21 protein-coding genes and 1 pseudogene are annotated in these 25,318 nt (G+C 69.0%); 10 read left to right on the forward strand and 12 right to left on the reverse strand.

All coding sequences use genetic code 11. The annotated features are described in order from the left end of the window. The 5 genes from ASJ79_RS24935 to ASJ79_RS24955 all read right to left on the reverse strand — a co-directional run. Positions 1 to 3,697: ATP-dependent helicase (locus ASJ79_RS24935; protein WP_156448636.1), on the reverse strand; the 3,697-nt coding region annotated here is incomplete at its 3' end. 95 nt (positions 3,698 to 3,792) lie between these two features. After that, positions 3,793 to 4,473: a GntR family transcriptional regulator gene (locus tag ASJ79_RS24940; RefSeq protein ID WP_197420362.1), complete on the reverse strand. Its 681-nt coding sequence runs from the start codon at positions 4,471 to 4,473 to the stop codon at positions 3,793 to 3,795. A gap of 58 nt (positions 4,474 to 4,531) precedes the next feature. After that, positions 4,532 to 5,365, reverse strand: coding sequence for an ABC transporter permease (locus tag ASJ79_RS24945; RefSeq protein WP_082754043.1), 834 nt, complete (start codon positions 5,363 to 5,365; stop codon positions 4,532 to 4,534). Between the two features lie 27 nt (positions 5,366 to 5,392). Continuing rightward, entirely contained in the window at positions 5,393 to 6,205 is an 813-nt protein-coding gene (locus ASJ79_RS24950; protein ID WP_082754044.1) for an ABC transporter ATP-binding protein, read from the reverse strand. Further along, the gene (locus ASJ79_RS24955) at positions 6,195 to 7,292 is read right to left on the reverse strand and encodes an ABC transporter substrate-binding protein (RefSeq protein WP_156448637.1); all 1,098 of its coding nucleotides are present in this window, start codon (positions 7,290 to 7,292) and stop codon (positions 6,195 to 6,197) included. Before ASJ79_RS24955 ends, ASJ79_RS24950 begins: the two co-directional genes overlap by 11 nt. Positions 7,293 to 7,514: 222 nt before the next feature. On the opposite strand from ASJ79_RS24955, the gene ASJ79_RS24960 reads away from it, so the two are divergent. The 6 genes from ASJ79_RS24960 (at position 7,515) to ASJ79_RS24985 (ending at position 15,515) form a co-directional block, all read left to right on the forward strand. Then, positions 7,515 to 8,747 (forward strand): M20 family metallopeptidase, encoded by a 1,233-nt coding sequence (locus ASJ79_RS24960; protein ID WP_067961288.1) that lies wholly within the window; start codon positions 7,515 to 7,517, stop codon positions 8,745 to 8,747. A gap of 10 nt (positions 8,748 to 8,757) precedes the next feature. Then, positions 8,758 to 9,762 (forward strand): LLM class flavin-dependent oxidoreductase, encoded by a 1,005-nt coding sequence (locus ASJ79_RS24965; protein ID WP_082754045.1) that lies wholly within the window; start codon positions 8,758 to 8,760, stop codon positions 9,760 to 9,762. After that, the gene (locus ASJ79_RS24970; protein WP_156448638.1) at positions 9,755 to 10,726 is read left to right on the forward strand and encodes a hypothetical protein; all 972 of its coding nucleotides are present in this window, start codon (positions 9,755 to 9,757) and stop codon (positions 10,724 to 10,726) included. Before ASJ79_RS24965 ends, ASJ79_RS24970 begins: the two co-directional genes overlap by 8 nt. Next, entirely contained in the window at positions 10,723 to 11,817 is a 1,095-nt protein-coding gene (locus ASJ79_RS24975; RefSeq protein WP_067961296.1) for a pyridoxal phosphate-dependent aminotransferase, read from the forward strand. The genes ASJ79_RS24970 and ASJ79_RS24975 overlap by 4 nt, the downstream gene beginning before the upstream one ends. Then, positions 11,769 to 13,253 (forward strand): amidase, encoded by a 1,485-nt coding sequence (locus ASJ79_RS24980; RefSeq protein WP_082754046.1) that lies wholly within the window; start codon positions 11,769 to 11,771, stop codon positions 13,251 to 13,253. Before ASJ79_RS24975 ends, ASJ79_RS24980 begins: the two co-directional genes overlap by 49 nt. A 66-nt stretch (positions 13,254 to 13,319) precedes the next feature. Beyond that, positions 13,320 to 15,515, forward strand: coding sequence for a LuxR C-terminal-related transcriptional regulator (locus ASJ79_RS24985; protein ID WP_067961303.1), 2,196 nt, complete (start codon positions 13,320 to 13,322; stop codon positions 15,513 to 15,515). 219 nt (positions 15,516 to 15,734) lie between these two features. On the opposite strand, the gene ASJ79_RS24990 is transcribed toward ASJ79_RS24985, so the two are convergent. Genes ASJ79_RS24990 through ASJ79_RS25000 form a run of 3 tightly spaced genes read right to left on the reverse strand, consistent with a single transcriptional unit; the run spans position 15,735 to position 18,639 of the window. After that, positions 15,735 to 16,751, reverse strand: coding sequence for a hypothetical protein (locus ASJ79_RS24990; RefSeq protein WP_067961305.1), 1,017 nt, complete (start codon positions 16,749 to 16,751; stop codon positions 15,735 to 15,737). Further along, positions 16,748 to 18,082 (reverse strand): peroxidase, encoded by a 1,335-nt coding sequence (locus ASJ79_RS24995; protein WP_067961307.1) that lies wholly within the window; start codon positions 18,080 to 18,082, stop codon positions 16,748 to 16,750. Before ASJ79_RS24995 ends, ASJ79_RS24990 begins: the two co-directional genes overlap by 4 nt. Continuing rightward, the gene (locus ASJ79_RS25000) at positions 18,079 to 18,639 is read right to left on the reverse strand and encodes a hypothetical protein (protein WP_067961309.1); all 561 of its coding nucleotides are present in this window, start codon (positions 18,637 to 18,639) and stop codon (positions 18,079 to 18,081) included. The genes ASJ79_RS24995 and ASJ79_RS25000 overlap by 4 nt, the downstream gene beginning before the upstream one ends. 243 nt (positions 18,640 to 18,882) lie before the next feature. Between ASJ79_RS25000 and ASJ79_RS25005 the strand changes: the two genes are divergently transcribed. The 3 genes from ASJ79_RS25005 to ASJ79_RS25015 are packed head-to-tail and all read left to right on the forward strand — an operon-like array spanning position 18,883 to position 19,943. Beyond that, a complete protein-coding gene (locus tag ASJ79_RS25005; protein WP_067961311.1) occupies positions 18,883 to 19,245 on the forward strand; it encodes a hypothetical protein in 363 nt (120 codons plus the stop codon). A 17-nt stretch (positions 19,246 to 19,262) separates the two neighbouring features. Next, positions 19,263 to 19,598 (forward strand): heme-binding protein, encoded by a 336-nt coding sequence (locus ASJ79_RS25010; protein ID WP_231751022.1) that lies wholly within the window; start codon positions 19,263 to 19,265, stop codon positions 19,596 to 19,598. 18 nt (positions 19,599 to 19,616) lie between these two features. Next, positions 19,617 to 19,943, forward strand: a complete 327-nt coding sequence (locus ASJ79_RS25015) for a heme-binding protein (protein WP_067961314.1) — start codon at positions 19,617 to 19,619, stop codon at positions 19,941 to 19,943. A gap of 2 nt (positions 19,944 to 19,945) precedes the next feature. On the opposite strand, the gene ASJ79_RS25020 is transcribed toward ASJ79_RS25015, so the two are convergent. After that, positions 19,946 to 20,590 carry a TetR/AcrR family transcriptional regulator gene (locus tag ASJ79_RS25020; protein WP_067961316.1) on the reverse strand — a complete coding sequence of 215 codons (645 nt, stop codon included), beginning with the start codon at positions 20,588 to 20,590 and terminating at the stop codon, positions 19,946 to 19,948. A 49-nt stretch (positions 20,591 to 20,639) separates the two neighbouring features. Here ASJ79_RS25020 and ASJ79_RS25025 point away from each other — a divergent pair, with 49 nt between their 5' ends. Further along, positions 20,640 to 22,013, forward strand: coding sequence for a cytochrome P450 (locus tag ASJ79_RS25025; RefSeq protein WP_067961318.1), 1,374 nt, complete (start codon positions 20,640 to 20,642; stop codon positions 22,011 to 22,013). Between the two features lie 4 nt (positions 22,014 to 22,017). On the opposite strand, the gene ASJ79_RS25030 is transcribed toward ASJ79_RS25025, so the two are convergent. The 3 genes and pseudogenes from ASJ79_RS25030 to ASJ79_RS25040 form a co-directional block, all read right to left on the reverse strand. After that, complete coding sequence (locus ASJ79_RS25030; protein WP_067961319.1) at positions 22,018 to 22,833, reverse strand: SDR family NAD(P)-dependent oxidoreductase; 816 nt, start codon at positions 22,831 to 22,833, stop codon at positions 22,018 to 22,020. A gap of 84 nt (positions 22,834 to 22,917) precedes the next feature. After that, positions 22,918 to 24,471: an aldehyde dehydrogenase family protein gene (locus tag ASJ79_RS25035; RefSeq protein WP_067961321.1), complete on the reverse strand. Its 1,554-nt coding sequence runs from the start codon at positions 24,469 to 24,471 to the stop codon at positions 22,918 to 22,920. Then, positions 24,468 to 25,205, reverse strand: a pseudogene (locus ASJ79_RS25040) (VOC family protein); the annotation flags it as partial. The pseudogene ASJ79_RS25040 and the gene ASJ79_RS25035, both read right to left, overlap by 4 nt. Positions 25,206 to 25,318: the final 113 nt, after the last annotated feature.

Here is a 25,318-nt window from a genome sequence, read left to right on the forward strand (position 1 = left end):
CCACATAACCGGCCCAGATCAGCTGCCACAACGCCTCTTTCAGCGACTCCGTGGTCACGCCGTCGACGGAGAGTTGCCGGAAGAAGTAGGCTCCGCCGCCGGACAGCGCACCCAGGATCGCGTGGTGGACGTCGGTGAGGTCGAGCTCACCGGGCGGCGCCAGAGACAGCGGCGCGGTCTCGCCGAGGTGGAACGCCACCCAGCCGTCGGCCGCCGACAGCGACCCGACACCCGACCACAGCACCTCACCGGAGGCCAGCAGCTCGTCGAGCATGCCCGGCTGGTAATCCCGCACCCGCTGCCCGAAGATCAGCGGCTCGACCGCCGAGGCCGGCATCGGGACACCGGCCAGCTGGTCGATCACCGCGGCCAGCCCGTCGACCCCCGACACCGTGTCGGCACCCAGCATCTGCCACGACGGCAGGAACCGCCCGAAGGCCGCGGTGCTGACCGGCTCGATCTGCGCGCGCAGCGCGGCCAGCGAACGGCGCCGCAGGATGCGCAGCACTTCCGCGTCGCACCACTGATCGCCGGAATCGGTTGGCGCATCCGTGAACTCGCCGCGCACCAGTTTGCCGTCGACCGCCAGCCGGCCCAGCACGTCGGCGGCCACCCGGATGCCCAGGCCGAACCTGGCGGCCGCAGCACCCGTGGTGAACGGTCCGCGGGTGCGGGCATATCGCGACAGCAGCTCACCCAGCGGGTCGACCACCGGCTCCAGGAAAGCGATCGGCACGCCCACCGGCACCGCCACCCCGACACCGTCGCGCAGCCGCCCGATGTCCTCGACGGCGGCCCACCACGACTGCCCGGCGAACGACACCGGCAGCACCCGTTTGGCGCTGAGCAGCCCTTCCAGCCAGCCACCGATCTCGGAGTGCTCGCAGCGTTCGGCGATCTCGTCGGTGGTCAGGGGACCGAGCAGCCGCAGCAGATCGGCCACGCCCTCGGCGTCGCGTGCCAGCCGCTCCGGGGTCAGGTGCTGGAGTTGCCGCGCGGTGTTGGCCACCACGTCGGCGTCGAGCAACTCGCGCAGTTCCACCCGGCCCAGCAGCTCGGCCAGCAGGGTGGGATCCAACGACAGGGCGGCGGCGCGGCGTTCGGCCAGCGGGCTGTCGCCTTCGTACATGAAGGCGCCGACGTACCCGAACAGCAACGACGCCGCGAACGGCGACGGCGTCGGGGTCTCGACCTCCAGCAGCCGCACCCGCCGCTGCGCGATGCGCGACATCAGGTCGGTGAGCATCGGCACGTCATAGACGTCCTGCAGGCATTCACGGACGGCTTCGAGCACGACCGGGAAGTCGGGGTATCCCTTTGCGACGTCGAGCAGCTGGGCGGCGCGCTGGCGCTGATGCCACAGCGGGGACCGCTTGCCCGGATGGCGGCGCGGCAGCAGCAGTGCGCGGGCGGCGCACTCCCGGAACCGGGAGGCGAACAGCGCCGACGAGCTGACCTCCGCGGTCACCAGCGGTTCGATCTCGTCGGCGTCGAACACGAAGATGTCCGCACCGGGGGCGGCGTCGTCGGTGTCGGGCAGTCGCACGATGATGCCGTCGTCGGAGGCCGTCGGCTTCTCGTCGATGCCGTAGCGCTCGTAGAGCCGCTTACCGACGGCCAACGCCAGCGGCCCGTGCACCCGCAGCCCGTACGGCGAATGCAGGATGACGCGCCAGTCACCCAGCTCGTCGCGGAAACGCTCCACCACCAGCGTGGTGTCCGACGGCACCGCCCTGGTGGCGTCCCGCTGATCGGAGATCAGCTGCCACAGGTTGTCGGTCGCGAACGCATCGAAACCCACGTCTTGACACCGGGATTCGAACTTCTCCCGGTCCAGCCGAGCCAGCTCGCCGGTGAACGCGCCGATCGCCGCGCCCAGCTCGGCGGGCCGGCCGACACCGTCACCGCGCCAGAACGGCAGCCGCGCCGGCTCACCCGGCGCGGGGATGACCAGCACCCGGTCGTGGGTGATCTCGGTGATCCGCCAGCTCGTCGCCCCGAGCGAGATCACGTCACCGGGCCGGGACTCGTAGACCATCTCCTCGTCGAGCTCGCCGACACGCGAGGGTTTTTCGGAGTCCGCGTTGGTGGCCAGGTACACGGTGAACAGGCCGCGGTCCGGGATGGCGCCGCCGGAGGTGACGGCCAGCCGTTGCGCGCCGGGCCGCGACGTCAGGGTGCCGGTGTCCCGGTCGTAGACGATGCGCGGCCGCAACTCGGCGAACGCCGTGGACGGATACTTTCCCGACAACAGGTCCAGCGTCGCCTCGTACGCGCTGCGCGGCAGTGTCGCGAACGGAGCGCTGCGCCGCACGGTGTCGAACCAGGCCTCGGCGTTGACCGGTTCCAGCGCGCAGGCCGCCACGGTGTGCTGGGCGAGCACGTCCAGCGGGTTGGCAGGCACCCGCATCGTCTCGATCTGGCCGGCCAGCATCCGCTGCACGCTGGCCGCGCACCCGATCAGGTCGGTGCGGTGTTTCGGGAACAGCACGCCCTGGCTGATCTCGCCGACCTGGTGGCCGGCGCGGCCGATGCGCTGCAACCCGCTGGCCACCGAGGGTGGGGTCTCCACCTGGATCACCAGGTCGACCGAGCCCATGTCGATGCCCAGTTCCAGGCTGGAGGTGGCGACGACGGCCTTCAGGCGGCCGCTCTTGAGGGCCTCCTCGACGTCGGCGCGGGCTTCCTTGCTGACCGATCCGTGGTGCGCGCGGGCCAGCACCGGCTCCGCGCCGAAGGTCTGCCCGCTGCCCATGAGGTGGGCCGGGGCGCCGCCGGCCACGCCGGGGTTGTGCGCGCCGAGCTCGACACCCGTGCGCTCGGCGTGAATCTCGTTGAGCCGGGCGGTCAACCGCTCGGCCAGCCGACGTGAGTTGGCGAACACGATCGACGAGTTGTGCGCTTCGACGAGGTCGACGATGCGTTGTTCGACGTCGGGCCAGATGGAGTTGTCCTCGAGGTTGGCCATGTCGGGCACGGGCACCTGTACCGTCAGGTCGAACGTCTTGGCCGCCGGCGGCGCGACGATCGTCGTCGGCGCGGCGCCGGACAGGAACCGTGCCACCTCCTCGGGCGGGCGCACGGTCGCCGACAGCCCGATCCGTTGCGCCGGTTTCGTCAGCATCGCGTCCAGCCGCTCCAGCGACACCGCCAGGTGGGCGCCGCGCTTGGTGCCGGCGACGGCGTGCACCTCGTCGACGATCACCGTCTGCACCCCGGCCAGGGTGTCCCGGGCCGCCGAGGTGAGCATCAGGAACAGCGACTCGGGCGTGGTGATCAGGATGTCGGGCGGTCTGGTGATCAGCTCGCGGCGCCTGCTCGGCGTCGTGTCGCCGGAGCGCACCCCGACGCTGATGGCCGGAGGCTGCTGCCCGGTGCGCTCGGCGATCCGCGAGATGCCGGTCAGCGGGGTGCGCAGGTTGCGTTCGACGTCCACGGCCAGCGCCTTCAGCGGCGACACGTACAGCACCCGGGTGCCGCGCCCGGCGTCGGGTTCGCGGGCCAGGCCGTCGATCGCCCACAGGAACGCCGCCAGCGTCTTGCCGGAGCCGGTCGGCGCGATGACCAGCGTGTTGTCCCCGTCGGCGATCGCGGTCCAGGCCTGGGCCTGCGCCGGCGTCGGCTCGACGAAGGTGCCCGCGAACCACTCGCGCGTCAGCGCGGAGAAGCGCGACAGCGGATCGGTCTTCGCAGGCATGTGTCCCATGGTGCCCCCGGGCACCGACAACCGGCCCACACAGGGCGGCGCGACAGGAAAACGCCCAGGTCAGAGCCGCTATCGCGAGGTGGCGATCACGACTGCGGCGTGCCGCCCTGCTCCAGTTGGGCGAGCAGGTTGGCTTTGGTCTGCTCGCTGTGTCGCAGCAGCCGGTCCCGCGCCCGTTTCTGGTTTCCGTCCCGCGCTGCCTTCACGATCTCGTCGTGTTCGTTCACCGAGGACTTGAACCGTGCCTCGGTCATCGTGTGCTTGCCGATGCGGCGAAAGTGCGTGGCGATCCGGTCGATCACCTCGCGCAGCACGTCGTTGTCGATCGCGCTGAACAGGATGTCGTCGAACCGGTCGATCTCGGTCACCAACTCGTCGTACCGCTCGGCCGCCAGCAGTTCCTTGGAGCGCTGGACGTTGCGGACCAACTCCTGGGCGGCCGGTGATGCCGGGTCGCTGGTGATCCGCTGCAGGCATTCGGCCTGGATGACGAAGCGCGCCTCGTAGAGCTGGTCGAAATCGCGCGCGGTGTACCACTTGGCGCGGGCGCCCCGGTACGGTGCGATCTCCACCAGGCCGTCACTCTCCAGACGCGCCAGCGCTTCCCTGATCGGGGTCTTGCTCACGCCGAAGCGTTCCGAGAGGGGGATCTCCTTCAGCGCCGCGCCCGGCGGGATCTCCTGAGAGATCAGATCCTCCCGCAGCCGGTAATAGACGCGGTCCTTGACCTGCTGAAGATCCATCGACTGCCCCGCGCTCGAGTTCATGGGAACCGTCGACCGTGACACGGCCGATGAACCGGTGATCATAATCGACACACCCCGCTCAAGATCGATCCCGCCAGTACACGAGCTTCTTGTCCATCAGTTCGACCACGCCGTAGAGCACGAGGCCGAAGAACATCAACGCGATGATCACGGCGAACGAGGATGCGACGTCGAGCTGGAAGCTGAACGTCTTCGACAGCACGCCCATCCCGACCGAGGCGCCGACGAACTCTGCGACGATGGCACCGATCAGCGCCAGGGTGACGGCGTTCTTGATGCCGGCGAGGATCAGCGGCAGCGAAGCGGGCAGCGTCAACTCGCGGTACTCCTGCCAGCGGCCGGCCCCGAAGGACCGCATCAACGTGCGGGCGTCACGGTCCACGGTCTCCATCCCGACGAGCACATTGAGCAGCAACGGGAAGAAGCAGATGGTCGCCGCCATCACGATCTTCGATTCCAGCCCGAAACCGAACCAGGTCAGGAAGATCGGCGCGAACGCGATACGCGGCGTGATCTGGAAGGCCACCACGATGGGGTACAGCGCGCGGCGCGCCAGATCCGACATTCCCAGCAAGGTGCCCAACACCCAGGCGGTCACGATGCCGATGAGGAACCCGGCCAACGTCTCGGTCATGGTGGCGCGCGCGGCTTCCCAGAAGAACGGCTCTGTCACCATCGACGCCAGGCTGGCCGCGATCGCCGACGGCGGCGGCAGGATGATCGCGTTCACCCCGCCGAAGGCGACGACCGCCTCCCACAGGGCGAGGATGACCAGCACCACCGCACACGGCGGCCACACCGCCCGCCACACCGAGGACACCCGTTTACGGCGCGGGCGGGCGTCGGCTCCGGTGACCGTGCTGCCGGATTCCGGTGAGAGCACCGAAGTCATAACCGTCCCTTCACATTGCACTCTGGTTCACAGATACGCGCTGATGGATTCGCGTACCTCGACGGCCAGCTCGGCGGTGGCCGCCGAGGTCACCTGCGCGGCGGTGCGCGGCCGGGGCAGCGTGATGTCGATGACGTCGACGACACCCCCGGGCCGTGGCCGCATGGTCACGATCCGGTCGGACAGGAACACCGCTTCGGCGATGTTGTGGGTGACGAACAACGTGGTCCGCCCGTGCTCATCGTGCAGCCGCGCGAGCTCGACATTGAGCCGCTCCCTGGTGAATTCGTCGAGCGCGGAGAACGGTTCGTCCATCAGCAGCACCGGCGGGTCGGTCGCCAGCGCGCGCGCCAGGCTGACCCGCTGCTTCATCCCGCCCGACAGTTCCCAGACCTGTTTGGTGGCGAAGTCCTCCAGCCCGGTCAGTTTCAGGAAATGCATGGCCGCGTCCTTCGAGTCGGACGGTGATCGCCGCTGCAGCTTCCCCGGCAGCATCACGTTCTCCAACACGTTCTTCCACGGGAACAACACCGGGCGCTGCAGCATGATCGAGACATCGGCGCGGTCGGCCCTGGCCGGTGTGCCGGCGATGTCCACCCTGCCCGAGGAGGCTTCGGTGAGGCCCGCCACGATGTGCAACAACGTGGATTTGCCGCAGCCGCTCGGCCCGAGCAGCGAGACGAACTCACCCTCGGCGACGTCGAGGTCGATCCGGTCCAGGGCGGCGACCGGTCCGCTGTCACTGCTGTAGGTCTTGGTCACACCTTCGATCCGGATCGCCGAGCCGGTGGTCGCCTCGTCTGGTGGCGCGGTCCGGATCGTGCCGGCATCACGGGGCATACTGCTGTGCGTCCTCTTGCACTGCGGGCAGGTCGATTTCGGAATACTCCTGCTGCATGCCGGTGATGTCGTCACCGGTGCCCATGGCGACCGGGTCGACCGTGCCCTCGATCACGCCGGAGTCCCTCAGCACGTCGACCGTGGTCTGCCAGCCCTCCGCGCTCACCGCACCGTACGGGCTGTCGGGCTGATAGCTACCGGCATAACGGCGTACCTCGTCGAAGTAGATCTGCGCGTAGTTCATGTCGGTGCACTCTTCGGGTACCGCCTTGCACACGATGTCCAGTGCGGCTTCGGGATTCGCGTCCGTGAAGGCCGCACCCATGGTGTAGGCGCGGGCGATCTTGACGCCGACCTCGCGCTTGGCCGGATCTTCCAGTACCGCGCCGGTGGTCACCATGCAGTCGCCGGGGATCACGTCGAGCGACTCCGGGGTGATGTCGGTGAACTTGTTGCCCGACGCGGTGAAGGTGGCCAGGTCGGCGAAGCTGGTGGCGTAGGCGGCGACCGTGCCGTCCTGGAGCGCGGTGAGCGACTGCGGGCCGGCGCCGCCGATGGGCAGCAACGTGACGTCGGCGTTGGGTTGCAGTCCCGCTTCGGCCAGCGCCGCGTTGACGATGGGCTCCTCACCGCCGCCGGCCTCGGTGATTCCGAGTGTCTTGCCCCGCAGGTCGGCCACCGACGCGACGTCCGAACCTTCGGGGGTCACGATGATGAAGATGTTGCTCGCCGGGTAGCACATCGGGATACGGATGCCCGGATCCGTCTCTGCCGCCACGACCGCACTGGCGGCGCCGGAGAAGCCGAAATCGATGTTGCCCGCGATCAACTGCTGGGTGACGAAGCCTGAACCGTCCGCCTCTTCGATGGTCAGATCCAGGCCCTCGTCGGTGAAGTAGCCCTGGTCCTCGGCGACGATCAGCGGTGTCCAGAAGATGCCGCGCGGGAACGGCAACATCAGAGTGGCGGCTGTCGAACCGTCGGCGCTTGTGGTGGTGGTTTCGGAGCTGGTGCCGGACGAACACCCGGCCAATACCAGGGTGGTGGCGGCGGCTGCGCTGACGGCAGCCCACACGGGCTTCTTCACGAGTGGGGACTCCTTCAAGTGGCAGGGCAGGCGAGGGGAGTGAATCTTGACGATAGTATTCAATCCGCCGGAGGGCCGCTGGTTTCCATTGTGAAAACACTGCGTTACGAAGCTTTGGAGCGCCGATAATCCCTGTGTAACAACGTTTTATCGAGAAATGCCAGCGTTTGACCACAATGCGGCCATCTTCGTATATTGTCGTTAATCAAGGAGGAGCTATGCGTGATCGCAGCATCTGACGTTCAGACCCTGGCCGCCATCGACGAGCACATCGACATCGATCGCCTCGTGAAAACCGTGCAGGAGATCTGCCGGATCCCCAGCGTGCTGGGGGACGAGGGCGCGTACTCGGCCTATCTGGTGGACATGATGCGGGCCTCCGGGTTCGACGGTGCGGCGCTGCAGCCCGTGCTTCCCGATCGCCCAAATGCCACCGGGCACATCGATTTCGGCGCCGGCGGTCGCACGGTCGTGCTCACCGGGCACCTGGACACCAAGCCGCCCTCATACGGGTGGACGGTGGCCGAACCGTTCTCTGGGGCGTTGGTCGACGGAGCGATCTACGGCCACGGGATCATGGACATGAAGGCCGCCCTGGTCTGCCAGGTGATCGCGATGGAGGCTCTGCGCGCCAGCGGGATACCGCTCAACGGCCGCCTGGCCTTCGCCGGAGTCGTCGACCACATGGGCGACCAGCGTGGCGCGATCGAGTACTTCGCCCATCACGACGCAGATCTGGCGGTGCTCGGCGAATGTTCGGGCAGCCAGGTCTACCTGGGCCACCGCGGTCGGTACTACTTCGACATCACCGTGCGTGGTCTCAGTGCGCACACCTGCCACAAGCCGACCGCGATCAACGCCAATGTCCTTGCCGCACACGCCATCATCGAGCTGGATGCATCCAAGTTCGAGCCGCAGCTCGAGGACTGGGTGCTGGAGCTGTTCGGTCCGGAGACCTACATGGCGCCCGGCCGGGTGTTCGGCGGGCTGCCGCCGGGGGGTCCGTCGATGATCCCCGACGAGTGCGTCATCCGCGTCGACTGCCGGCCCCAACCCGGCGTCACCATCGAGCAGGTGCGCGCCGAGATCGACCGATGCCTCGCCGGCGCGAAGGAGCGCGACCCGCGGTTCAAGGCCGACGTCGTGCTCGCCGACGTCAAGAACGGCTATCTGGTGGGCCGGGACGACGAGGTGACCGTCAACATGGTGCGGGCGTTGGCAGCGGTCCGGGGGCGCGAGTCGCCGGTGTCGGTGGGAAACTGGCTGGGCGACACCTCCAGCGTCGGGCACCGGGTACCGACCATCATCTTCGGGCCCGGTTCCGAACGTGCCTACGCCGCGAACGAACACCTGACGATCGACGAGATCGTGGAGGCCACCCGCGCCTACGCCATGTTCGCCGCGCTGAGCATGGCCGCCGGAGCCCGAACACACCGAACGCCGGAATTCAACTAAGGACATCACCATGCATGTGGGAGCTGCTCTCCAACCTGTCTACGCCGCAGACGAATTCGGCGGGATCGTCAACGCCATGGAAGGCTGGGGCGTCGACCAGCTGTGGTTGACCGACTCGTCGCTGCACGCGAAGTGCTGCTATTCCTTCGCCACGCTGGCGGCGTTGAACACCGAGACGATGTCGATCGGCACCGCCGTCACCAATCCGGTGACCCGCCACCCCGCCGTGGGGGCGGTGGCCGCGCTGACCCAGCAGGAGATCTCGCACGGACGCTTCCGGTACGGCATCGGCGCGGGGGACCGGCCACTGCTGGCACTGGGGTACAAGCCGGCCAAGCTGGCCGTCCTGGAGGACGCCATCAGCGCCACCCGACGGCTCTGGTCAGGCGAAGAGGTGACCTGGGACGCCAACGGCTTCAGCCTCGACCACGGCCACATCCGGCATGGCACCCCGGCCGAGATCCCGTTGTATGTGTCGGCGAGCGGCCCCAAGACCTTGGAGATGGCCGGGCGTATCGCCGACGGGATCATCCTGCTGGCGGGTCTGCATCCGGAGGGCTTGCAGTATGCCATCAGCCACATCGAGCGCGGCGCCGAGAAAGCGGGCCGCGACGCCCGGCCGTCGATCACGGTGTTCGGGTACGGCGCCATCGCCGAGGACGAGGAATACGCGCTCGATGCGGGCCGCAGCATCGCGGCGTGGTTCCCACAGACGGCGCCGGAGTACTGCCGCCTCGCCGGGCTGCCCGACGATCTTGCGCAGCAGGTGAAATCCGCCTATGGCGGCGGTGAGTTCCAGGAGGCCAAGTCCGCGGCCCGGCTGCTGCCCGACGACTTCGTCCGGCGGATGTCGCTGTGCGGCGACAAATCCGTGGTTCGGGAGCATCTGAAGACCATGGCAGAGTTGGGGATCGACTGCTTCGCGGCGTTTCCCACCACCGATACGGTCGAATCGCGCCTCCAGACCGTGAAGGCGCTCGCCGAGACCGCCGCCGAATCGCCGGCGAATGCCTGACCTCCCTGACCGCACCGTCTCCCGGGTCCTGGATACCTGCCTGGGGGTGCGAACCGACGAGACCGTGGTGCTGCTCGTCGACGACGGCACCGACCCCGCTGTCGTCACCGGGCTCGGCGCCGGACTCGACGTCCGTAAAGCCGGGGTCCGCGTCGTCACGGTGCCGCGTTACGACCTTCCGGGCTCCGAGGTGACCCCGGAGGCGGCGCAGGCGCTGCTGGACGCCGACGCGGCCATCGAGCTCACCTCGGTGTTCGTCGGATCGAACCAGGCCCGCCGCGACGCCACCGGCGCCGGGCGCCGCTACCTGGCCATGCCCGGCGTCACCGCCGACACCTTCCGGCTCGGCGGTCCCTACGACGTCGATTTCGACGCCCTGGCCGCCACCACGCGCTCCATCGGGATGCTGTGGGAAGGCGCCGACACCTACCGGATCACCACACCGGCGGGCACCGATCTGTCCGGCTCCATCAGGGGCCGTAAAGGCCGCGCGCTGACCGGAATCGCCCGCGACCCGGGCGCCTACATGGCGCCACCCGACATCGAATCCGGCACCGCGCCAGTCGAGTCGTCCTCGTCGGGTGTCGTGGTGATCGATGGTGACTACCTGTTCATGGGCCCCGGTCCCAGTGCCGGGCCTTCGGTGCTGCACCTGCGCGACGGACTGTTGGTCGGCACCGAAGGCGACGAGGCCGCCCGGCTGACGGAGATGATGGCGCGCTGCGCGGATCCCCGGATGGCCAATCTGGCGGAGGTGGCGATCGGGCTCAATCCGCGGGGGTCGGTGTGCGGGGTGGCGATGGAGACCGAATCCTCGCTCGGCAGTGCCCACATCGCGTTCGGCAACTCGATCGCCTACGGCGGCACGGTCGACGCGGTGGCCCATCTGGACTGTGTGATGCGCAGTGCCACCGTGTATTTCGACGGTGTTCCACGCGTGGTGGAAGGAAAGGTGCAGTCATGACAGCCGGCCCGGCGTTGCCGTCGTTCGAGGAACTGCTCGCCCGGGACGACGTGATCTGGATGGGGCAGAACACCACGCATCTGGAGCCGGCGCCGGAGGTGCTCGCCGCCCTGGACGAAAGCACCCGGCGTCGCGAGTTCCAGGTGTACGCCCCGTCGGCGGGCTTCACCGAGCTGCGTGAACTGATCGTGGCGGATCTGGGCCTGCCCGGTTTCGACGCCTGGGTGCTCGACGGCGCGGTGGCAGGGCTGCACCATGTGTGCACGACGTTGGCGCCCCGCGTCTCCCGTCTGATCACCAGCGACCCGGGGTGGCCGTGGCCGGCGCGTTTCGTCGGCATCGCCGGAGTACCCGTCACCGCACTGCCGGTGTACGAACGGCCCAACGCGCTGTTGTCGGCCGCCCAGATCGCCGAGGTCATCGAGCCCAATGCGCTGATCTACCTGGTCGATCCGCTCAATCCGCTCGGCAGCTCCTACACCGCCGAGGAACTCGCCGACATCGTCGACGTGGCGCGGCAAGCGCAGGCGTATCTGATCCACGACTGCACCTATCGGCATTTCGCCGACGCGCACACGTTGGCGGCGCCGCTGTATCCGGAGCGCACCCTCACCACCTACAGCTTCTCGAAATGGCTCGGCTTGGCCGGGCTGCGGGTGGGCGCGGTGGTCGCGGCGCCCGGGCTGCTCGCCGACGTCATGGCTGCGCCTGCCAACCCGCTCGGTGCCGGCATCCAGGGTCAGCGTGCCGCGATCGCCGGCCTGCGCATCCGCGACCGCTGGCTGTCCCACCTGCGACAGACCAACCGGCGCAACCTCGACACGGTCGAGACGGTGGTCGCCGAGTCGGGTGTCGGTTCTGTCGTGGTGCGCCGGTCACAGGGCAACTTCCTGGCCGTCGACATCACCGACACCGACTGGACGTCAGACGTCCTCTGCCGCGAGATCCTGCAACGGACAGGCGTTTTCATCCGTCCCGGTACCTATCAGTCACCCATGTTCGGAGAACGGTTCGTGAAAGTCAGCACATCGGTGCCCCCCGCATGGGTGGACACGTTCAGCGACGCGTGGCGATCGGTGGCAGCACGATGAGCTTCGCCGAACTCGGTCTCGACGAATACGCCGCTTCCAGCGCGATATCACTGGGCCGCCGCGTCGCCGCCGGCGAGTTGTCGCCGGTCCAGCTCGCCGAATGCGCGCTGGCCATCGCGACACGGGCGGAACCCGAGATCAACGCCTACGCCGCGTTGATGCCGGAGCGCGCCCTTGCCGTCGCCGCCGAGCGTGAGGCCGAGGCGCGAGAGGGTCGCGTGCGCAGCGTGATCCACGGTGTTCCCGTCGCCGCTAAAGACAACATGTACATCGAGGGCCAGCCGTGCTGGAAGGGTTCGCTCACGAGCTCCGACGCACCGGCTCCGGTGTCCTCACCGATGATCGCGCGACTGGAGAACGCCGGGTCGGTCATCATCGGTCGCGCCACCACCCCGGAGTTCGGGTGGAAAGCCGTCGGAAACTCACCCCGCACCGGCGTGAGCCGCAATCCGTGGGACACCGGCCGCAACACCGGCGGGTCGAGTGCGGGGTCGGGCGCCGCCGTCGCCAGCGGCGCCGTGCCCATCGCCACCGGTACCGACGCCGGTGGCTCGATCCGGGTGCCTGCTTCGTTCTGCGGCACAGTGGGATTGAAACCCACGTTGGGCGCGATCCCGGTCTGGCCGGGCACCGTCAACGAAAACCTCTCGCACGCAGGACCGTTGACGCGGTTCGTCGAAGACGCCGCGGCGGTGTTCACGCTGACACGTGGCCCGGATTCGCGGGACCCGCAGTCGTCGTTCTCGGTGCCGACGCCGGCCGACCCGCGGACCCGCCGGCGGGTGGGGGTGGTCCGCGAGCCGTTCGGGGTGCCACCCGACCCCGACGTCGCCGACGCATTCGACACCGCGATCGGACTGTTGTCAGCGGCCGGGATCGCCGAGCTGACCGAGATCAGCCTGGACCGCGCCGCGCCGCTGGACATCTTCGACGCGCTGTGGGTGACCGGACGCGGACTCGGCTTCGCGGAGGTGATTCGACAGCATCGCGACGTCATGGACCCCGCCCTGGTCCGGCTCGCCACCTTGGCCACCGAGTATTCGCTGGCCGACTTCTTCGCGGTCATGCAGCGGCGCCGGGCGTTCAACGAGTGGGCGTTCGCGCTGTTCGATCGCTGGGACCTGCTGCTCATGCCCACCATGCCGATGACGGCGTTCGACGCCGAGGCCGAGGTGCCGGCAGGCGGGCAGGCCGACGCGAAACTTCCGTGGGCGACTTGGACGCCCTATACCTACCCGTTCAACATCTCCGGGCAGCCGGCGATCTCGCTTCCCGTCGGTCTCGGGCCGGGCCGGATGCCCGTCGGCCTGCAGATCGTCGGGCCGTGGTCTGCCGACCTGACGGTGCTGTCGTTCGCGGCCGCGTGCGAAACCGTGTTGGCGGAAATGAATTTGTCGCGGGTGGCGAGGGTCCGCGCCTCCGACACGGACAGGTGATCCACAGCTCTATCCAGAATACGAAAAACAGGACGTTATCGCGGGTGCACGGCCTACGATCTGGAGGTGGTTGCGGGGGACTGGCGGCCCAGGGTCCCGGCCGCGACGATCGGCCGGCCGCGAATCGCCGACCGCGTGGTCCGTCGTCCGGAGGTGCTCCGGAGGCTGGCGACGGCGGCCGGCGGAGACGTCGTCGTCGTGTCGGCTCCCGCGGGATACGGCAAGACCACCGCGGCAGCGATGTGGGACGGCGCCGACGCGCGTCCCTTCGCCTGGGTGCGCGTCGACCACCTCGACGACGACTCCGCGCATTTGTTGCTGCACCTGGCGACGGCGGTCGCCGGGCTGCGCGACGACGGCAGTGACTTACTGCGCTACCTGAGTGGGCCCGGCCGCAGCCCGGCTCAGTTGGTGCCCGCGGTGGTTCAGCTCCTCGAACGCCGGGGACCGCTGGTGGTGCTCCTCGACGACGTGCACAAGCTGACGGACCCCGGAGCGGTGCGCACGCTTCAGATGTTGATCGACGAGGTGCCGGCCACCACCACCCCGGTGTTGGTCGGCCGGTTCATGCCGCCGCTGGGACTGGCCCGGCGCCGCCTGCAACACAGCGTGGTGACGGTGGACCAGGAGGTGTTGCGGTTCTCCGCCCAGGAGGCCACCGAGGCGCTCACCTCGATCAGCGGCGCCCGGGACGACGCGACGACCGCGGCGCTGGTCGAGCTGTGCGAGGGATGGCCCGCTGCGGTGATCCTGACGGCCATGGCGCTGCGGGACGGCACCGCGCTCGAAGAGCTGGGCGGACGCGACAACCTCGTGGTCGACTACGTCGTCGAGGAGGTGATCGACCGGCTCGACGACGACACCGCCGCCTTCCTGGTCGAGTCGGCGGTTCTCGGCCGCTTCACGGCCGACCAACTCGACACAGTTCTCGGACGCGACGATTCCGCGCAGATGCTCGCGCTGCTGTCCGGGTCGGGCAACCCGTTCCTGATCGTGCTCGACCACCACCGGGTGTGGTACCGCTACCACCATCTGTTCGGGGACGTGCTGCGCGGCCGCTTGCGCGCCGATGCGCCGGCCCGGTTCCGGGAGCTGGCGACGCGCGCAGCGGATCTTCTCGAACGCGACGGCGACATCGACGGAGCGCTCGTGCACGCTCTCGACGCCGGGGACAGTGCGCGCGCGGCTGCGTTGGTCGGCTGCGAGGCGGTCCGGTTGGGGTTCGACGGCCGTGCCGGCGTGCTGGCCCGCCGCCTGGCGATGCTGGATACGCGCACGTTCGCCGAGCACCCGGACGCCGCGGTGGCGCGCGCGTGGCTGGGGGTGACGACAGCCGACGCCGGACTGATCCAGCGGTCGCTGACCTCGGCGGTGCGCGCCGATCGGGGGCAACCGCTGTCCGACGGCACGCCGTCGGTGAAAGTTGCGGTGGCCCTGATCAGTTCACTCGTCGGGACCGGCGGGGTCAGCGACGTGGTGCGCCAGGCCGACGTGGTGCGCGCGGCCGGGGACAACCTGGTGAATCCGTGGTGGGGAGCGGCCACCGTGATGAAGGGCGCCGCGGAGGCCATGCGCGGGCACACCGTGACGGCCCGCAGCCTGCTCGAAACCGCATTGCCGGTCATCGACGATCTGCCGGGCTTCCACGCCGCGGCGCTGGCACATCTGGCCCTGCTGGACGTCGCCGCCGGCGACGACGAGACGGCCGTGGAGCGCAGCGAAGCGGCCCGGACCCTGTGCGACAAGTACGACCTGTGCGACGTCGTGCCGATGATCGTGGTGTACGCGACCAGCGCGGTGATGGCCGCGCGGATGGGTGACGACGCCGCCGTAGGGCAGTCGGTGACGGTGACCGAGACACTGTTGTCCCGGTTGGGCCAATTGGCGGCGCGCACAGCGCTTCTGGGGCACGGGCTGCTGGCATGGACGGCCGCGGTGATGCAGGATCCCGATCTGCTGAGCCGGCACCTGGCAGCCGCGCAGCGAACGTGCCACCGGGAACCGGACGCGGTGGCGCTCATCCAGCGGGTGGACCGCGTCAAGGCGATGGCCGCGGGCGGCACCCGCCCGCTGACCGCTGCGGAGCTGCGACTCCTGCCGCATCTGGCCAGCCATCTCTCGCTGCAGCGCATCGCCGAGGAACTCGTGATCGGCCGGGAGACGGCCAAGAGCCATGCCACCTCGATCTACCGCAAACTAGGTGTGTCCTCCCGCGGTGAGGCGGTCGCCGAAGCGAAGAGGATCGGTCTCATCCCGAACTGACGGTCACCCGCCTTTCGACCAACTCCACGCCGTGAGCACCCAGCGGGACCCGTTGTCCTGCAACGCGACAGTGAAGACCGACCCACTCTGCGTGCGCTGTGCGCCGGCGAGGGTGAAGGTCATGGTCGCCGGCACGACCACGTAGCCGAACCCGCCATCGCGTCGACGTCACCGGCGTTGAAAGCGTCGACGTAGCGGCGTACCGCCTCGAGGGGAGTGTCAGCCATACGTCATCGTCGCCAGGTTGCCCCACAGGTTGCGCAGACTGGCCGTGCCGCCGAACAGCGTGGTGAAGTGCGTCGAGTCGACGAGCACGATGTCCCCGGACCGGTCCCCGTCCGGAGGCATCCAGATCACCGCGTTGAACGCGGTGTTCCCGGCGTCGGTGAACGGGTGGGGTCGATCCAGGTCGATCGGCTGACGGGCCAGGACACGCAGGTTCGCGCCCTCCGGTGCGGTCAACTCGTAATGCGGGAGGTGTTGGTGGAAGCTCAGTGTCGGCACGTCGGACAGCAGCCCCAGCTCGTCAAACTCGTGATAAGTGGTGAGTGCGAACGGCTCCCGCGTTCCGCTGACCAGCGCGGGACGCAAACCCCAGATGTTGTGCACGGGGACTCCCAGCGCGCGCATCAGCGAACGGGTGTACCGGCTGAACCGTTGCTGGCGGGGCACCAGCCGGTCCCCGTGGTGTCGGTACTCGACCTGCCGCTGACCGAGATCGTCGGTGAATCCGACATCATGATGCGGGGCGAGCAACAGGCAGGTGCCTTCTCGACGCGACCATTCCCGCAGCGCGTCCACTTCGTCGCGCCCGGCGTCCAGTTCCGAGTTGAGATGGTCGAGGCCGAACACCATGAGGGTGTCGGTGTCGGCCAGGATCCGTTCGTCGATCGGCTGCGCGTAGCCGGCCTGGTCGACCCGCTGGAAGACCGCGACCGGATGGCCGGTCATCTCCCCGACCAGATCCTGGAAGGTCAGGGTCGACCGGTGGAAGAGTTCCAGCGTTCCCGCGATGCCCTGCAAGAAGTTGGCGGCGTCGAACTCCGGGGTCTCGTAGGCGGGGTAGACGACATTGCGCACCTCGGTCAGCGTCGAGAAGCGGTTGCTCATGGCGGCCGGATCCCGCTGCGATTCCCAGGGATAACTCCACGTCCAGTAGATACTCACCCGGCGCCGGCCGTTGCGGGGACGGGCGAGGTGGTCCTGGTTGTAGGTTCTGGCCGGTCGCAGGGTCATCCCGGCTCCTGATCGCCGAGCCCGGCGAGGTAGCGCAGCGCGTTCATGCCGGGCAGGAAGAAGTAGGCACCGCCGCGCAGCGTGGTGAATGCCGGAATGCCTTTGTGCACCTTCCGGATCGGACGTCGGGGAACGGTGAAATCGAGTGTCCCGTCCTGGGTGCCGCAGATCGGATCGTGCTCGTTGCCCAACTCGTGAAAGGTCTTGTCGTTGATCCACACGTTCTGGGCGAATTCGAACTGTCGCACCAGGCTCGCGCAGATGATGAACGCCGCGATTCCGCGCTCGATTCCGTCCTCGGGCGCCCCGTCCGGCAGCGCGGGCCCGTAGGTCGCGCCCCGGCGGATCATCCTGCGGCGATTCACGTAATGCGCGGTGTCCCGCGGGTTGAGCCGCCGGGCGTGGGACCCGAGCGGGCACGCATACCCGAACGGGTCCATCTCCTTGTAGTTGAAGTCGTTGTTGCGCAGGGGATCCCCGCCCAGTTCCCGGTCGTCGGCGTGCGGGGCGAGTACCAGCGGCGCCCCGCTGCGCCAGCGGCCCATGAACTTCGCCGCCAGCAGCTCCTGTTCCTCCGGCGTCTCGGCGTTGTCGGCGAGGTAGGCGCGGAACGCTCCGACGTGCTCCTCAAGGCGGCGGTACGCCATGTAACTTCCGTTGCGCGACAATACGTTCGGTTCGGGCAGGTCCGTCACGGGGCCGTCCTCGTCGGGATAGCCGAGGATGAACTCACCCGGCTCCAACGCTGCACCCGATCCCGGCGTCGGCTCTTCCCCTGAACCCTTCATGACGGGTTGGGACAGCCGGTCGCGGAAGCCGAAATGGTCGTGCGCGTAATTGAACGGGGGATGTGCGTTGAGATCCAGGTAGGACAGTGTGCGCACGCCGTCGCAGCGGGCCACCAGCCGATCGTGTTCACCGACACACCGCGCGTGTTCGTCGTCGTCGCGGGCGAACAGAATGGCGATGGCGTGCACGTCAGGTCCGGCCAGCCCACCCAGCCAGTGCTCGGGTGCGTTCGCCCCGGTGTCGCCCAGGATGTCGGCACGCGCCGCCATACCTTCCCGGAACTCGTCGGGGAACGTGGCCAGCGCGGCGTCGGGAACCCCGAGTGCGCGCAGACCGTTCCAGGTGAACGCCAGCGTCACCCAACGCCTGGAGCTGTCCATGCCGGCGGTGACGTCAGCGGCCGACTGCACGACGTCGAGCAGTTCGGTGAGCCAGGCCCGTCCGCCGGCAGCGTGGTCGAACGTCAGGAACTCATAGCGCCCGGTCATGGCGGGCGTTCGGGTCAGCAGGATGTGCTGAATGTCGTCGAGCTGGAGCGTCACTGCATCTGGTCGAGCATGTCGGAGAAGGCGGCCTTGAGCCGCAGGGCCTTCTTGATCTCGTCGGCGGTCACGTACGGGTACTCGCCGTACTCGAGAAAGCTGGGGTACTGGTGCTCGCGGACGAACTTGACGAAGGCTTCGGGGTTGCTCTGCCAATCCTCCGGGAAACCTTCGAGGTTGGTGAACACCGTGGTGATCCCCGTCGCGCTGAACAGGCGGACGGCGTCCTCGGTGTACTTGTCGAAATCGGTGTCGAAGATCCCCTGGTACTGGAAGTGAAGCCCGGAGCCGACGTCGAACAGCACCCACCGCAGATAGTGCAGCCGCAGAGGTTCCAGGACGTCGGGACTGCCTGCGACCGCTTCCTCGATCTGCTTGCCGTAGGCGCGCACAGCCTCTTCGCGCCCCTCCTTGACCTTCGCGATGATCGAGAATCCGTAGCACGCCGGGGTGCGCGGAAACACCGGACCGTAGCGGCCCCGCTCGAGTTCGAAGTAGCCCTCGGGCGGGATGGCCATGGCCGCCGGTCTCATCCAATTGTTTTCGCCTGCAACCATGCTCGTCCTTCCGGGGCCGTCACGGGGATCGTAGGCGCGGGAAAGCGGCGCCGTAATCCCCCGGATCGGGGGAACTCCCACGTGGGCACAACCCAGGCCGGCGGCGAGTCCCTGAGCACGCTTGTCCTCGTGACGTTTTCACCCGTTGTGGGGGATGCCGCGTGTTGTCCCGGCCTTCTACGGTGGCTGCAGGCGGTCGCGGGCCACGCGGCTGCGCCCGAACCAACGCAGTAGGAGTGTGCAATGCGGTTGGTTTATCTGCTTGTCGCTCCGGTGGCGATGTCCACCGGCATCGCCATCGCACCACCGGCGGTCGCCGATTGCACGAGTGCCGGTGGAACCACCATCTGCTCGCAGGGGACGGTGCGCGGCTCCGATACCGGGGACGGTCCGAGCGGGTCCGGCCCGTATGTCCCGTATCCCTGCGATCTGAACTACTACGACTGCAACGAGTGGTGGAACGTCGATTTCGATGCTGACATCGACGTCGATCCGGGGCCTCGTCCTCCGGGCCCGCCCGACATCGGGCGTCCCGGACGTCCTGACTTCGGCAACCCGGGGCGCCCGGGTGGTGGCGGTGGCCGCGGCGGAGGCGGTCGACGATGACAACAGAGGAGAAGCACATGTCACCCCTTTCGTTCGCCTCTTGGGCCGGTGCCCTCGTCTGCGCCGCCGTGCTCGGCACCGCCGCGCCCGCCGCCGCGCAGCCGCCACCGGCCCCGGTGAACTGCTCCTCGGCGGACCTGACGGGGACGTTGACCGGGGTGATGGCAGCCACGTCGGCCTATCTGTTCACCCATCCGCCGGTCAACGACTTCTTCTCCAGCCTCAAAGGGCAACCGCCGGAGGCGCGGCGCGCGGCCTTGCAGACCTTCATGGACGCCAATCCGCAGGTGCGGTCGGAGCTGCAGGGAATCCGCCAGCCGATGGTGGACTTCCGCCGGCGGTGCGGCGGCTGAGCGGTTTACGATCACCCGGTGCGAAACATCAACGTGCGGCGGGTGACTGCCGCGTCCCTGGGCGCGGCCGCCGTCGTCCTGTCGTCAGCCACCGCCCACGCCCAGCCGCCGAACTGCACGGCGGCCGACCTCGCCGGTGTCGCGACCGGTGTCAGCGCGGCCACGTCGGCGTACCTGTTCACGCATCCGCCCGTCAACGACTTCTTCACGTCGCTCAAGGACAAGCCCCGGGACGAGAAGAAGGCCGCGGTGATCGCGTTCATGGACGCCAATCCGCAGGTCGCCGCGGAACTGCGGGGGATCCGTCAACCGCTGGTGGATCTGCGCAACCGCTGCCACAACTGACCTCAACGCCGCTCGAGGGCGACCGCCTCGGCCAGCACGGCGGGGATGGCCGGGACGCGCCCGACCGCGTCCAACAGCGCGTGGGCACACAGGTCGGCGATGAAGTCGGCGTCCAGCGAGGGGTCCATCAGCCGTTGGCGGCACATCTCGAAGGTGAACGCCAGCCACCCGTAGACGGTCGCGCGTAGGTCACGTTCCACCTTGTCATCGATCGCGCCGGCGGCGTCGTTGATGCGGTCGAGGATCCGGTTGGCCTGCCGGTCGTTGTCGACGTCTTCGATGCCACGCAGCACCGGATCGGAGCGGATGCCCATGTAGGCCGCCCACGCCCGGTGCGGATGCTGCTCGTCGTAGTGCAGATAGGCCAGCACGCCGGCACGCACCTGCGCGAACAGCGACTGCCCGGGCAGCGGAGGGGTGTTGGTGGCCTGGAACAGCCGCTCGCCCTCGGCCCGCACCACCGCGGCGAAGAAGGCCCGCTTGTCGGGGAAGTAGTGGTACATCAGTGCGCGGGAGACGCCGGCGCGCTCGGCGATCTCGTCGATGCGCACCTCGTCGTACGGCCGCTGGCCGAACACCTCGGCGCCGAGGGCGAGCAGTTCGTTGCGGCGGTTCTCGGGGGTGAGCCGGCGGCGTCCTTCAGCCATGGACCGATACTACTTGACACATGTGTAATAGCCGCGCAGGCTGGGGCACATGGCCATCGTCGGCGACCGGCGGTCGTTTCCCAAGCTGCCACACCCGCCACGGCGTGTCCCGATCCTCGGCGATGTGTTCGGCTTCAGCACCGACCTGCTCACCCAACCGTCCTCGGAGCTGCCCGCTCCGGTCTTCGAGTTCCGGTTCCTGGGAGCACGATACGTGGTCGCCGCGGGCTCGGAGGCGGTGGTCGAGCTCAGCGACGAGAGCCGCTTCTGCAAGCACATCGGGCCCGACATCGAGGCGTTGCGGTTGCTCGGGGGCGACGGACTGTTCACCGCCTACAACGACGAACCCAACTGGCAGAAGGCGCATGACGTGCTGATGCCGGCCTTCAGCCGGCAGGCGATGCACAGCTACCACACCATCATGTTCGACGTCGCCGACGAGTTGGTGGCGCGGTGGGACGCGCGCGCCGACACCGGCGAGATCATCGACGTCCCCGCCGACACCACCCGGGTGACGCTGGAGACGATCGGGCGCTGCGCGGCGGGTTACCCGTTCGGCTGCTTCGACTCCGAGGAGGCGCACCCGTTCGTCGAGCACATGGTGGCGGGGCTGGAAGGGTCGGACCGGCTCGGCGTCTTTCGGGCGACGTTTCTGCCGGAGTTCGTCGTCCGGCGCGCCGAACGCATGGTGCGCCACCATGCCGCGCAGCTGCACGCGATCGCCGACGAGATCATCGCCGAGCGGGTGCGCGACGGGCTGGGACACCACGACGACCTGCTCGAGCTGATGCTGGTGTCGGATCTGGATGCGGCCAACATCCGCTACCAGTTGATCAACTTCCTGGTGGCCGGCCATGAGACCACTTCGGGTGCCTTGTCTTTCGCGCTGTACTTCCTGTCGCAGCACCCGGAGGTGGCCGAGCGGGCGCGGGCCGAGATCGCCGAGGTGTGGGGTGACGACGGCCGTCCGCCGTTCGAGTTGATCGCGAAACTGCGCTATGTGCGACGGGTTTTCGACGAGGCGCTGCGGCTGCAGCCGACGGTGCCCGGGTACTACCGCGCCGCCCGCGAGGACACCGTGCTGGCCGGGATGCACCCGATGCGCGAGGGCGACTGGGTGCTGACGCTGACGATGGGGCTGCACCGTGATCCGCGGTGGGGGGATGATCCAGATGCCTTCGATCCGGACCGGTTCGCACCGGAGAAGGTCAAGGCGCGTCCGGCGGGGTTGTACAAGCCGTTCGGCACCGGGCCGCGGTCGTGCATCGGCAGGCAGTTCGCGCTGCACGAGGCGGTGCTGTTGCTGGCGGTGCTGCTGCGCCGGTATGACCTGATCGCCGACCCGGACTACCGGCTGCAGGTTGCGCAGCGACTGACGTTGATGCCGAAGGACTTCCACCTGACCGTCGCCCGGCGAGCGTGACGCCTCACCTGCCGAGCGCACGCAGTGTCCGCTGGTAGCGGCGCATCCCGCCGATCCAGCGGTCGTAGTCGCCACCCTTGTGCCGGTACATCTCGAGCAGTTCCGGGTGCGGCAGCACCATGAAGCGGTCTTCGAGGATCGCCTCGACCGTGACGGCAGCGACGTCGGCGGCGCTGAGCACACCCGCCGACTGTTCGATGGACGACGCGCCGAGCCGCGCATCGGGGTCGTCGGTGCTCCGGACCTCCTGCAGCAGCGGGGTTTCCACGCCGAGCGGGCACACGCAGCTGACCCCGATGCCGTCGTCGCCGTAGGTGATGGCCAGCCACTCGGCGAACCCGACCGCGGCATGTTTGCTCACCGCGTACCCCGCCGCGCCCAGCTGTGTCAGCAATCCGGCTGCCGACGCCACCGACACGAAGTAGCCCGACCCGCGCGACCGCCAGTGCGGCACCAGTAGCCGGGCCGCGCGGATGTGCGCGCGCAGGTTCACATCGAGGATGACGTCCCAGTCGGATTCGCTGCCGAGGCCGGGCTTTCCGATGATGCCGGCGTTGGCCACGTAGAGGTCGACGGGCGTGAACTCCCGCGCGGCGAGCGTGATCAGACCTTCGATGTCCACGACGTCGGCCGCGTCGGCCCGCAACGCCGCCGCCGTGCCCCCGGCGTCGCGGATCGCCGATGCGGTGGTGTGCGCGCCGGACTCGTCAAGATCGCCGACGACGACGCTGACCCCGCGGGACGCCAGCTCGGTCGCGATCGCCGCGCCGATCCCTGAGGCTCCGCCGGTGACGATCGCTGTCTTGCCGTGAAGTTCCATGCCCCGAGTGTGCCGCGAACGTGCGCGAAATCGCGGACAACCACGGCGTGGCGGCCGCAGACACGCACCCTCGCGCCAAGAGGGCTAGCCGAAGTGGACGCCCTGGGCCAGCGGGAGTTCCGTCGAGTAGTTCACCGTGTTGGTCGCGCGGCGCATGTATGCCTTCCACGCGTCGGACCCGGACTCGCGGCCGCCGCCGGTCTCCTTCTCGCCGCCGAACGCGCCGCCGATCTCGGCGCCCGACGTGCCGATGTTGACGTTGGCGATTCCGCAGTCCGACCCGTCGGCGGCCAGGAAACGCTCAGCCTCGCGCATGTCCAGCGTGAAGATCGACGACGAAAGTCCCTGGGGTACCGCGTTGTTCAGCGCGATCGCCTCATCCAGCGTGTCGTAGGTGAGCACGTAGAGAATCGGCGCGAAGGTCTCCTGATGCACCACCGGGCTCTGCGACGGCATCCGCACCACCGCCGGCGTCACGTAGAACGCGCCCTCTTCGAAGTCCGGGCCGACGTCGACGCGCTCGCCGCCGGCCACCGTCCCGCCCTCGGCGACCGCCCGCTGCAGGGCCAGGACCATGTCCCGGTAGGACGCCGAGTGGATCAGCGGCCCCACCAGCGTGCCGTCGGCGAACGGGTCACCGACGGGCAGCTGCCGGTACGCCGCGACGATCCGGGACACCAGCTCGTCGGCCACCGACGAGTGCACGATCAGCCGGCGCAGCGTGGTGCACCGCTGACCGGCCGTGCCCGCCGCCGAGAACACGATGCCCCGCACCGCCAGGTCCAGGTCGGCGGCCGGGGTCACGATCGCCGCGTTGTTGCCGCCCAGCTCCAGCAGCACCCGGCCGAACCGTGCAGCGACCCGCGGGCCGACCTCGCGGCCCATCCGCACCGACCCGGTCGCCGACACCAGCGCCACCCGCGGATCGTCGACCAGTTTCTCGCCGATCTCCCGCTCACCCAGCACCAGCCGGCCCACCGCCGCGGGCGCCCCCACGTCGGCGCAGGCGCGCTCCAGCAGCGCCTGACACGCCACCGCGGTCAACGGCGTCAGCTCCGAGGGCTTCCACACCACGGTGTCGCCGCACACCAGCGCCACCGCGGTGTTCCACGCCCACACCGCGACGGGGAAGTTGAACGCGGTGATGACCCCGACGACACCGAGCGGGTGCCAGTTCTCCATCAGCCGGTGCCCGGGCCGCTCCGATGCGATCGTGCGCCCGTACAGCTGCCGGGACAGCCCGACCGCGAACTCGCAGATGTCGATCATCTCCTGCACTTCGCCCAGCGCCTCGGAGGTGATCTTCCCCGCCTCGATGGTCACCAGCGACGCCAGCGCGGCCTTGTGCTCGACGAGCAGCTGGCCGAGCCGCGCCACCAGCGCGCCGCGCACCGGCGCCGGCGTGGTCCGCCACGTCGAGAACGCCTCCGCGGCAGCGGTGATCGCCGCGTCGGCGTCCGCGGGAGACGACGCCGGGACGGTGAACAGCACGTCCCCGGTGATGGGCGTGCTCGCCGGCAGGCCCTCGCCGCCGGCCGGAGCGAGCTCGACGGAGGCGCCGACGTCGGCCAGCGCGTCGCGCACGCGGGCGCGCAGTGCGTCGGCGGTGGGCAGCGGGGAGGTCAGAACGGTGGTCATGAGCATGCGACTTTCTCGTAGAGGTCGTAGGGATCGTGGATGTGGTGTCCGATCTGGCCCTCCATCCGTTCCCGGCTGTAATCGGCGGCATCGCCGTCGGTGGCGGCCGTGGTGTCGCCGTCCAGGTTGGACCGGAAGATGCCGGCCGCCGATGCGGGCAGGAAGTCCTCGTACACAACAGGTCTGGTGGGATCGCCACCGTGGTAATACGCCAGGCCGGACGCAGCCATCTCGGCGTCGGTGGCGGGGAAATGATCGTGCCACACCGCGGCGGGATCCGCACAGGCCATCGCCGCGTCGAAGCGTGAGCGGCCCGGCGGTGTCAACGCCACCCCGCGCTGCTCGACCTCACCGAACCGCACCCGCAACGTGCCGTCCGACACCGCGCCCGACGGCGACCGGAACCGCCGCGGCTCGGCCAGCGCGCGGAACGACGTCTGCCGCAACAACACCTGCGGGCCGGGCACCGGCGGCGGTCCCTGGATGTGGTCGATCATCGTGATCCCGCGCGCGGTCATGGCGCGCTGCAGCTCGTCGATGTCGAGCACCCGCGGCGTCAGATGGTTGATGTGGGTGGACGTGACGCCGGCGATGTCGGCGGCCACCGGCGAGACGGCCGAGAGTTCGTCGTACCAGGCGCGGTCGATCGGCTCGCGCGACAGCGCGAACGCCGCCACCGCGTCGGCGACGAACACCGGGGCCTCCGAGGCGGGGCAGCCCCCGGCCGCGGCGATGTTCGTCTTCTACTACTCGGTGCTCTCCGAGGTCACCCCGCCGACCGCGCTGGCGGCCGTCGGCGCCTCGGCGGTCACCGGGGGCCGCGCGATCCCGACGATGTGGCAGGCAT

The organism is Mycobacterium sp. NAZ190054 (genome assembly GCF_001545925.1).
Taxonomy (GTDB): Bacteria; Actinomycetota; Actinomycetes; order Mycobacteriales; family Mycobacteriaceae; genus Mycobacterium.

Bases quoted from the DNA above. Each gene is read 5' to 3' on its own strand.
- ASJ79_RS24950 (WP_082754044.1), bottom strand. From the start codon at position 6,205: ATGCCCCGTGATGCCGGCACGATCCGGACCGCGCCACCAGACGAGGCG.
- ASJ79_RS24945 (WP_082754043.1), bottom strand. From the start codon at position 5,365: ATGACTTCGGTGCTCTCACCGGAATCCGGCAGCACGGTCACCGGAGCC.
- ASJ79_RS24965 (WP_082754045.1), top strand. From the start codon at position 8,758: ATGCATGTGGGAGCTGCTCTCCAACCTGTCTACGCCGCAGACGAATTC.
- ASJ79_RS25035 (WP_067961321.1), bottom strand. From the start codon at position 24,471: ATGACCACCGTTCTGACCTCCCCGCTGCCCACCGCCGACGCACTGCGC.
- ASJ79_RS25020 (WP_067961316.1), bottom strand. From the start codon at position 20,590: ATGGCTGAAGGACGCCGCCGGCTCACCCCCGAGAACCGCCGCAACGAA.
- ASJ79_RS25010 (WP_231751022.1), top strand. From the start codon at position 19,263: ATGTCACCCCTTTCGTTCGCCTCTTGGGCCGGTGCCCTCGTCTGCGCC.
- ASJ79_RS24990 (WP_067961305.1), bottom strand. From the start codon at position 16,751: ATGACCCTGCGACCGGCCAGAACCTACAACCAGGACCACCTCGCCCGT.
- ASJ79_RS24980 (WP_082754046.1), top strand. From the start codon at position 11,769: ATGGGTGGACACGTTCAGCGACGCGTGGCGATCGGTGGCAGCACGATG.
- ASJ79_RS25030 (WP_067961319.1), bottom strand. From the start codon at position 22,833: ATGGAACTTCACGGCAAGACAGCGATCGTCACCGGCGGAGCCTCAGGG.
- ASJ79_RS24975 (WP_067961296.1), top strand. From the start codon at position 10,723: ATGACAGCCGGCCCGGCGTTGCCGTCGTTCGAGGAACTGCTCGCCCGG.
- ASJ79_RS24940 (WP_197420362.1), bottom strand. From the start codon at position 4,473: ATGAACTCGAGCGCGGGGCAGTCGATGGATCTTCAGCAGGTCAAGGAC.
- ASJ79_RS24970 (WP_156448638.1), top strand. From the start codon at position 9,755: ATGCCTGACCTCCCTGACCGCACCGTCTCCCGGGTCCTGGATACCTGC.
- ASJ79_RS25000 (WP_067961309.1), bottom strand. From the start codon at position 18,639: ATGGTTGCAGGCGAAAACAATTGGATGAGACCGGCGGCCATGGCCATC.
- ASJ79_RS25005 (WP_067961311.1), top strand. From the start codon at position 18,883: ATGCGGTTGGTTTATCTGCTTGTCGCTCCGGTGGCGATGTCCACCGGC.
- ASJ79_RS25025 (WP_067961318.1), top strand. From the start codon at position 20,640: ATGGCCATCGTCGGCGACCGGCGGTCGTTTCCCAAGCTGCCACACCCG.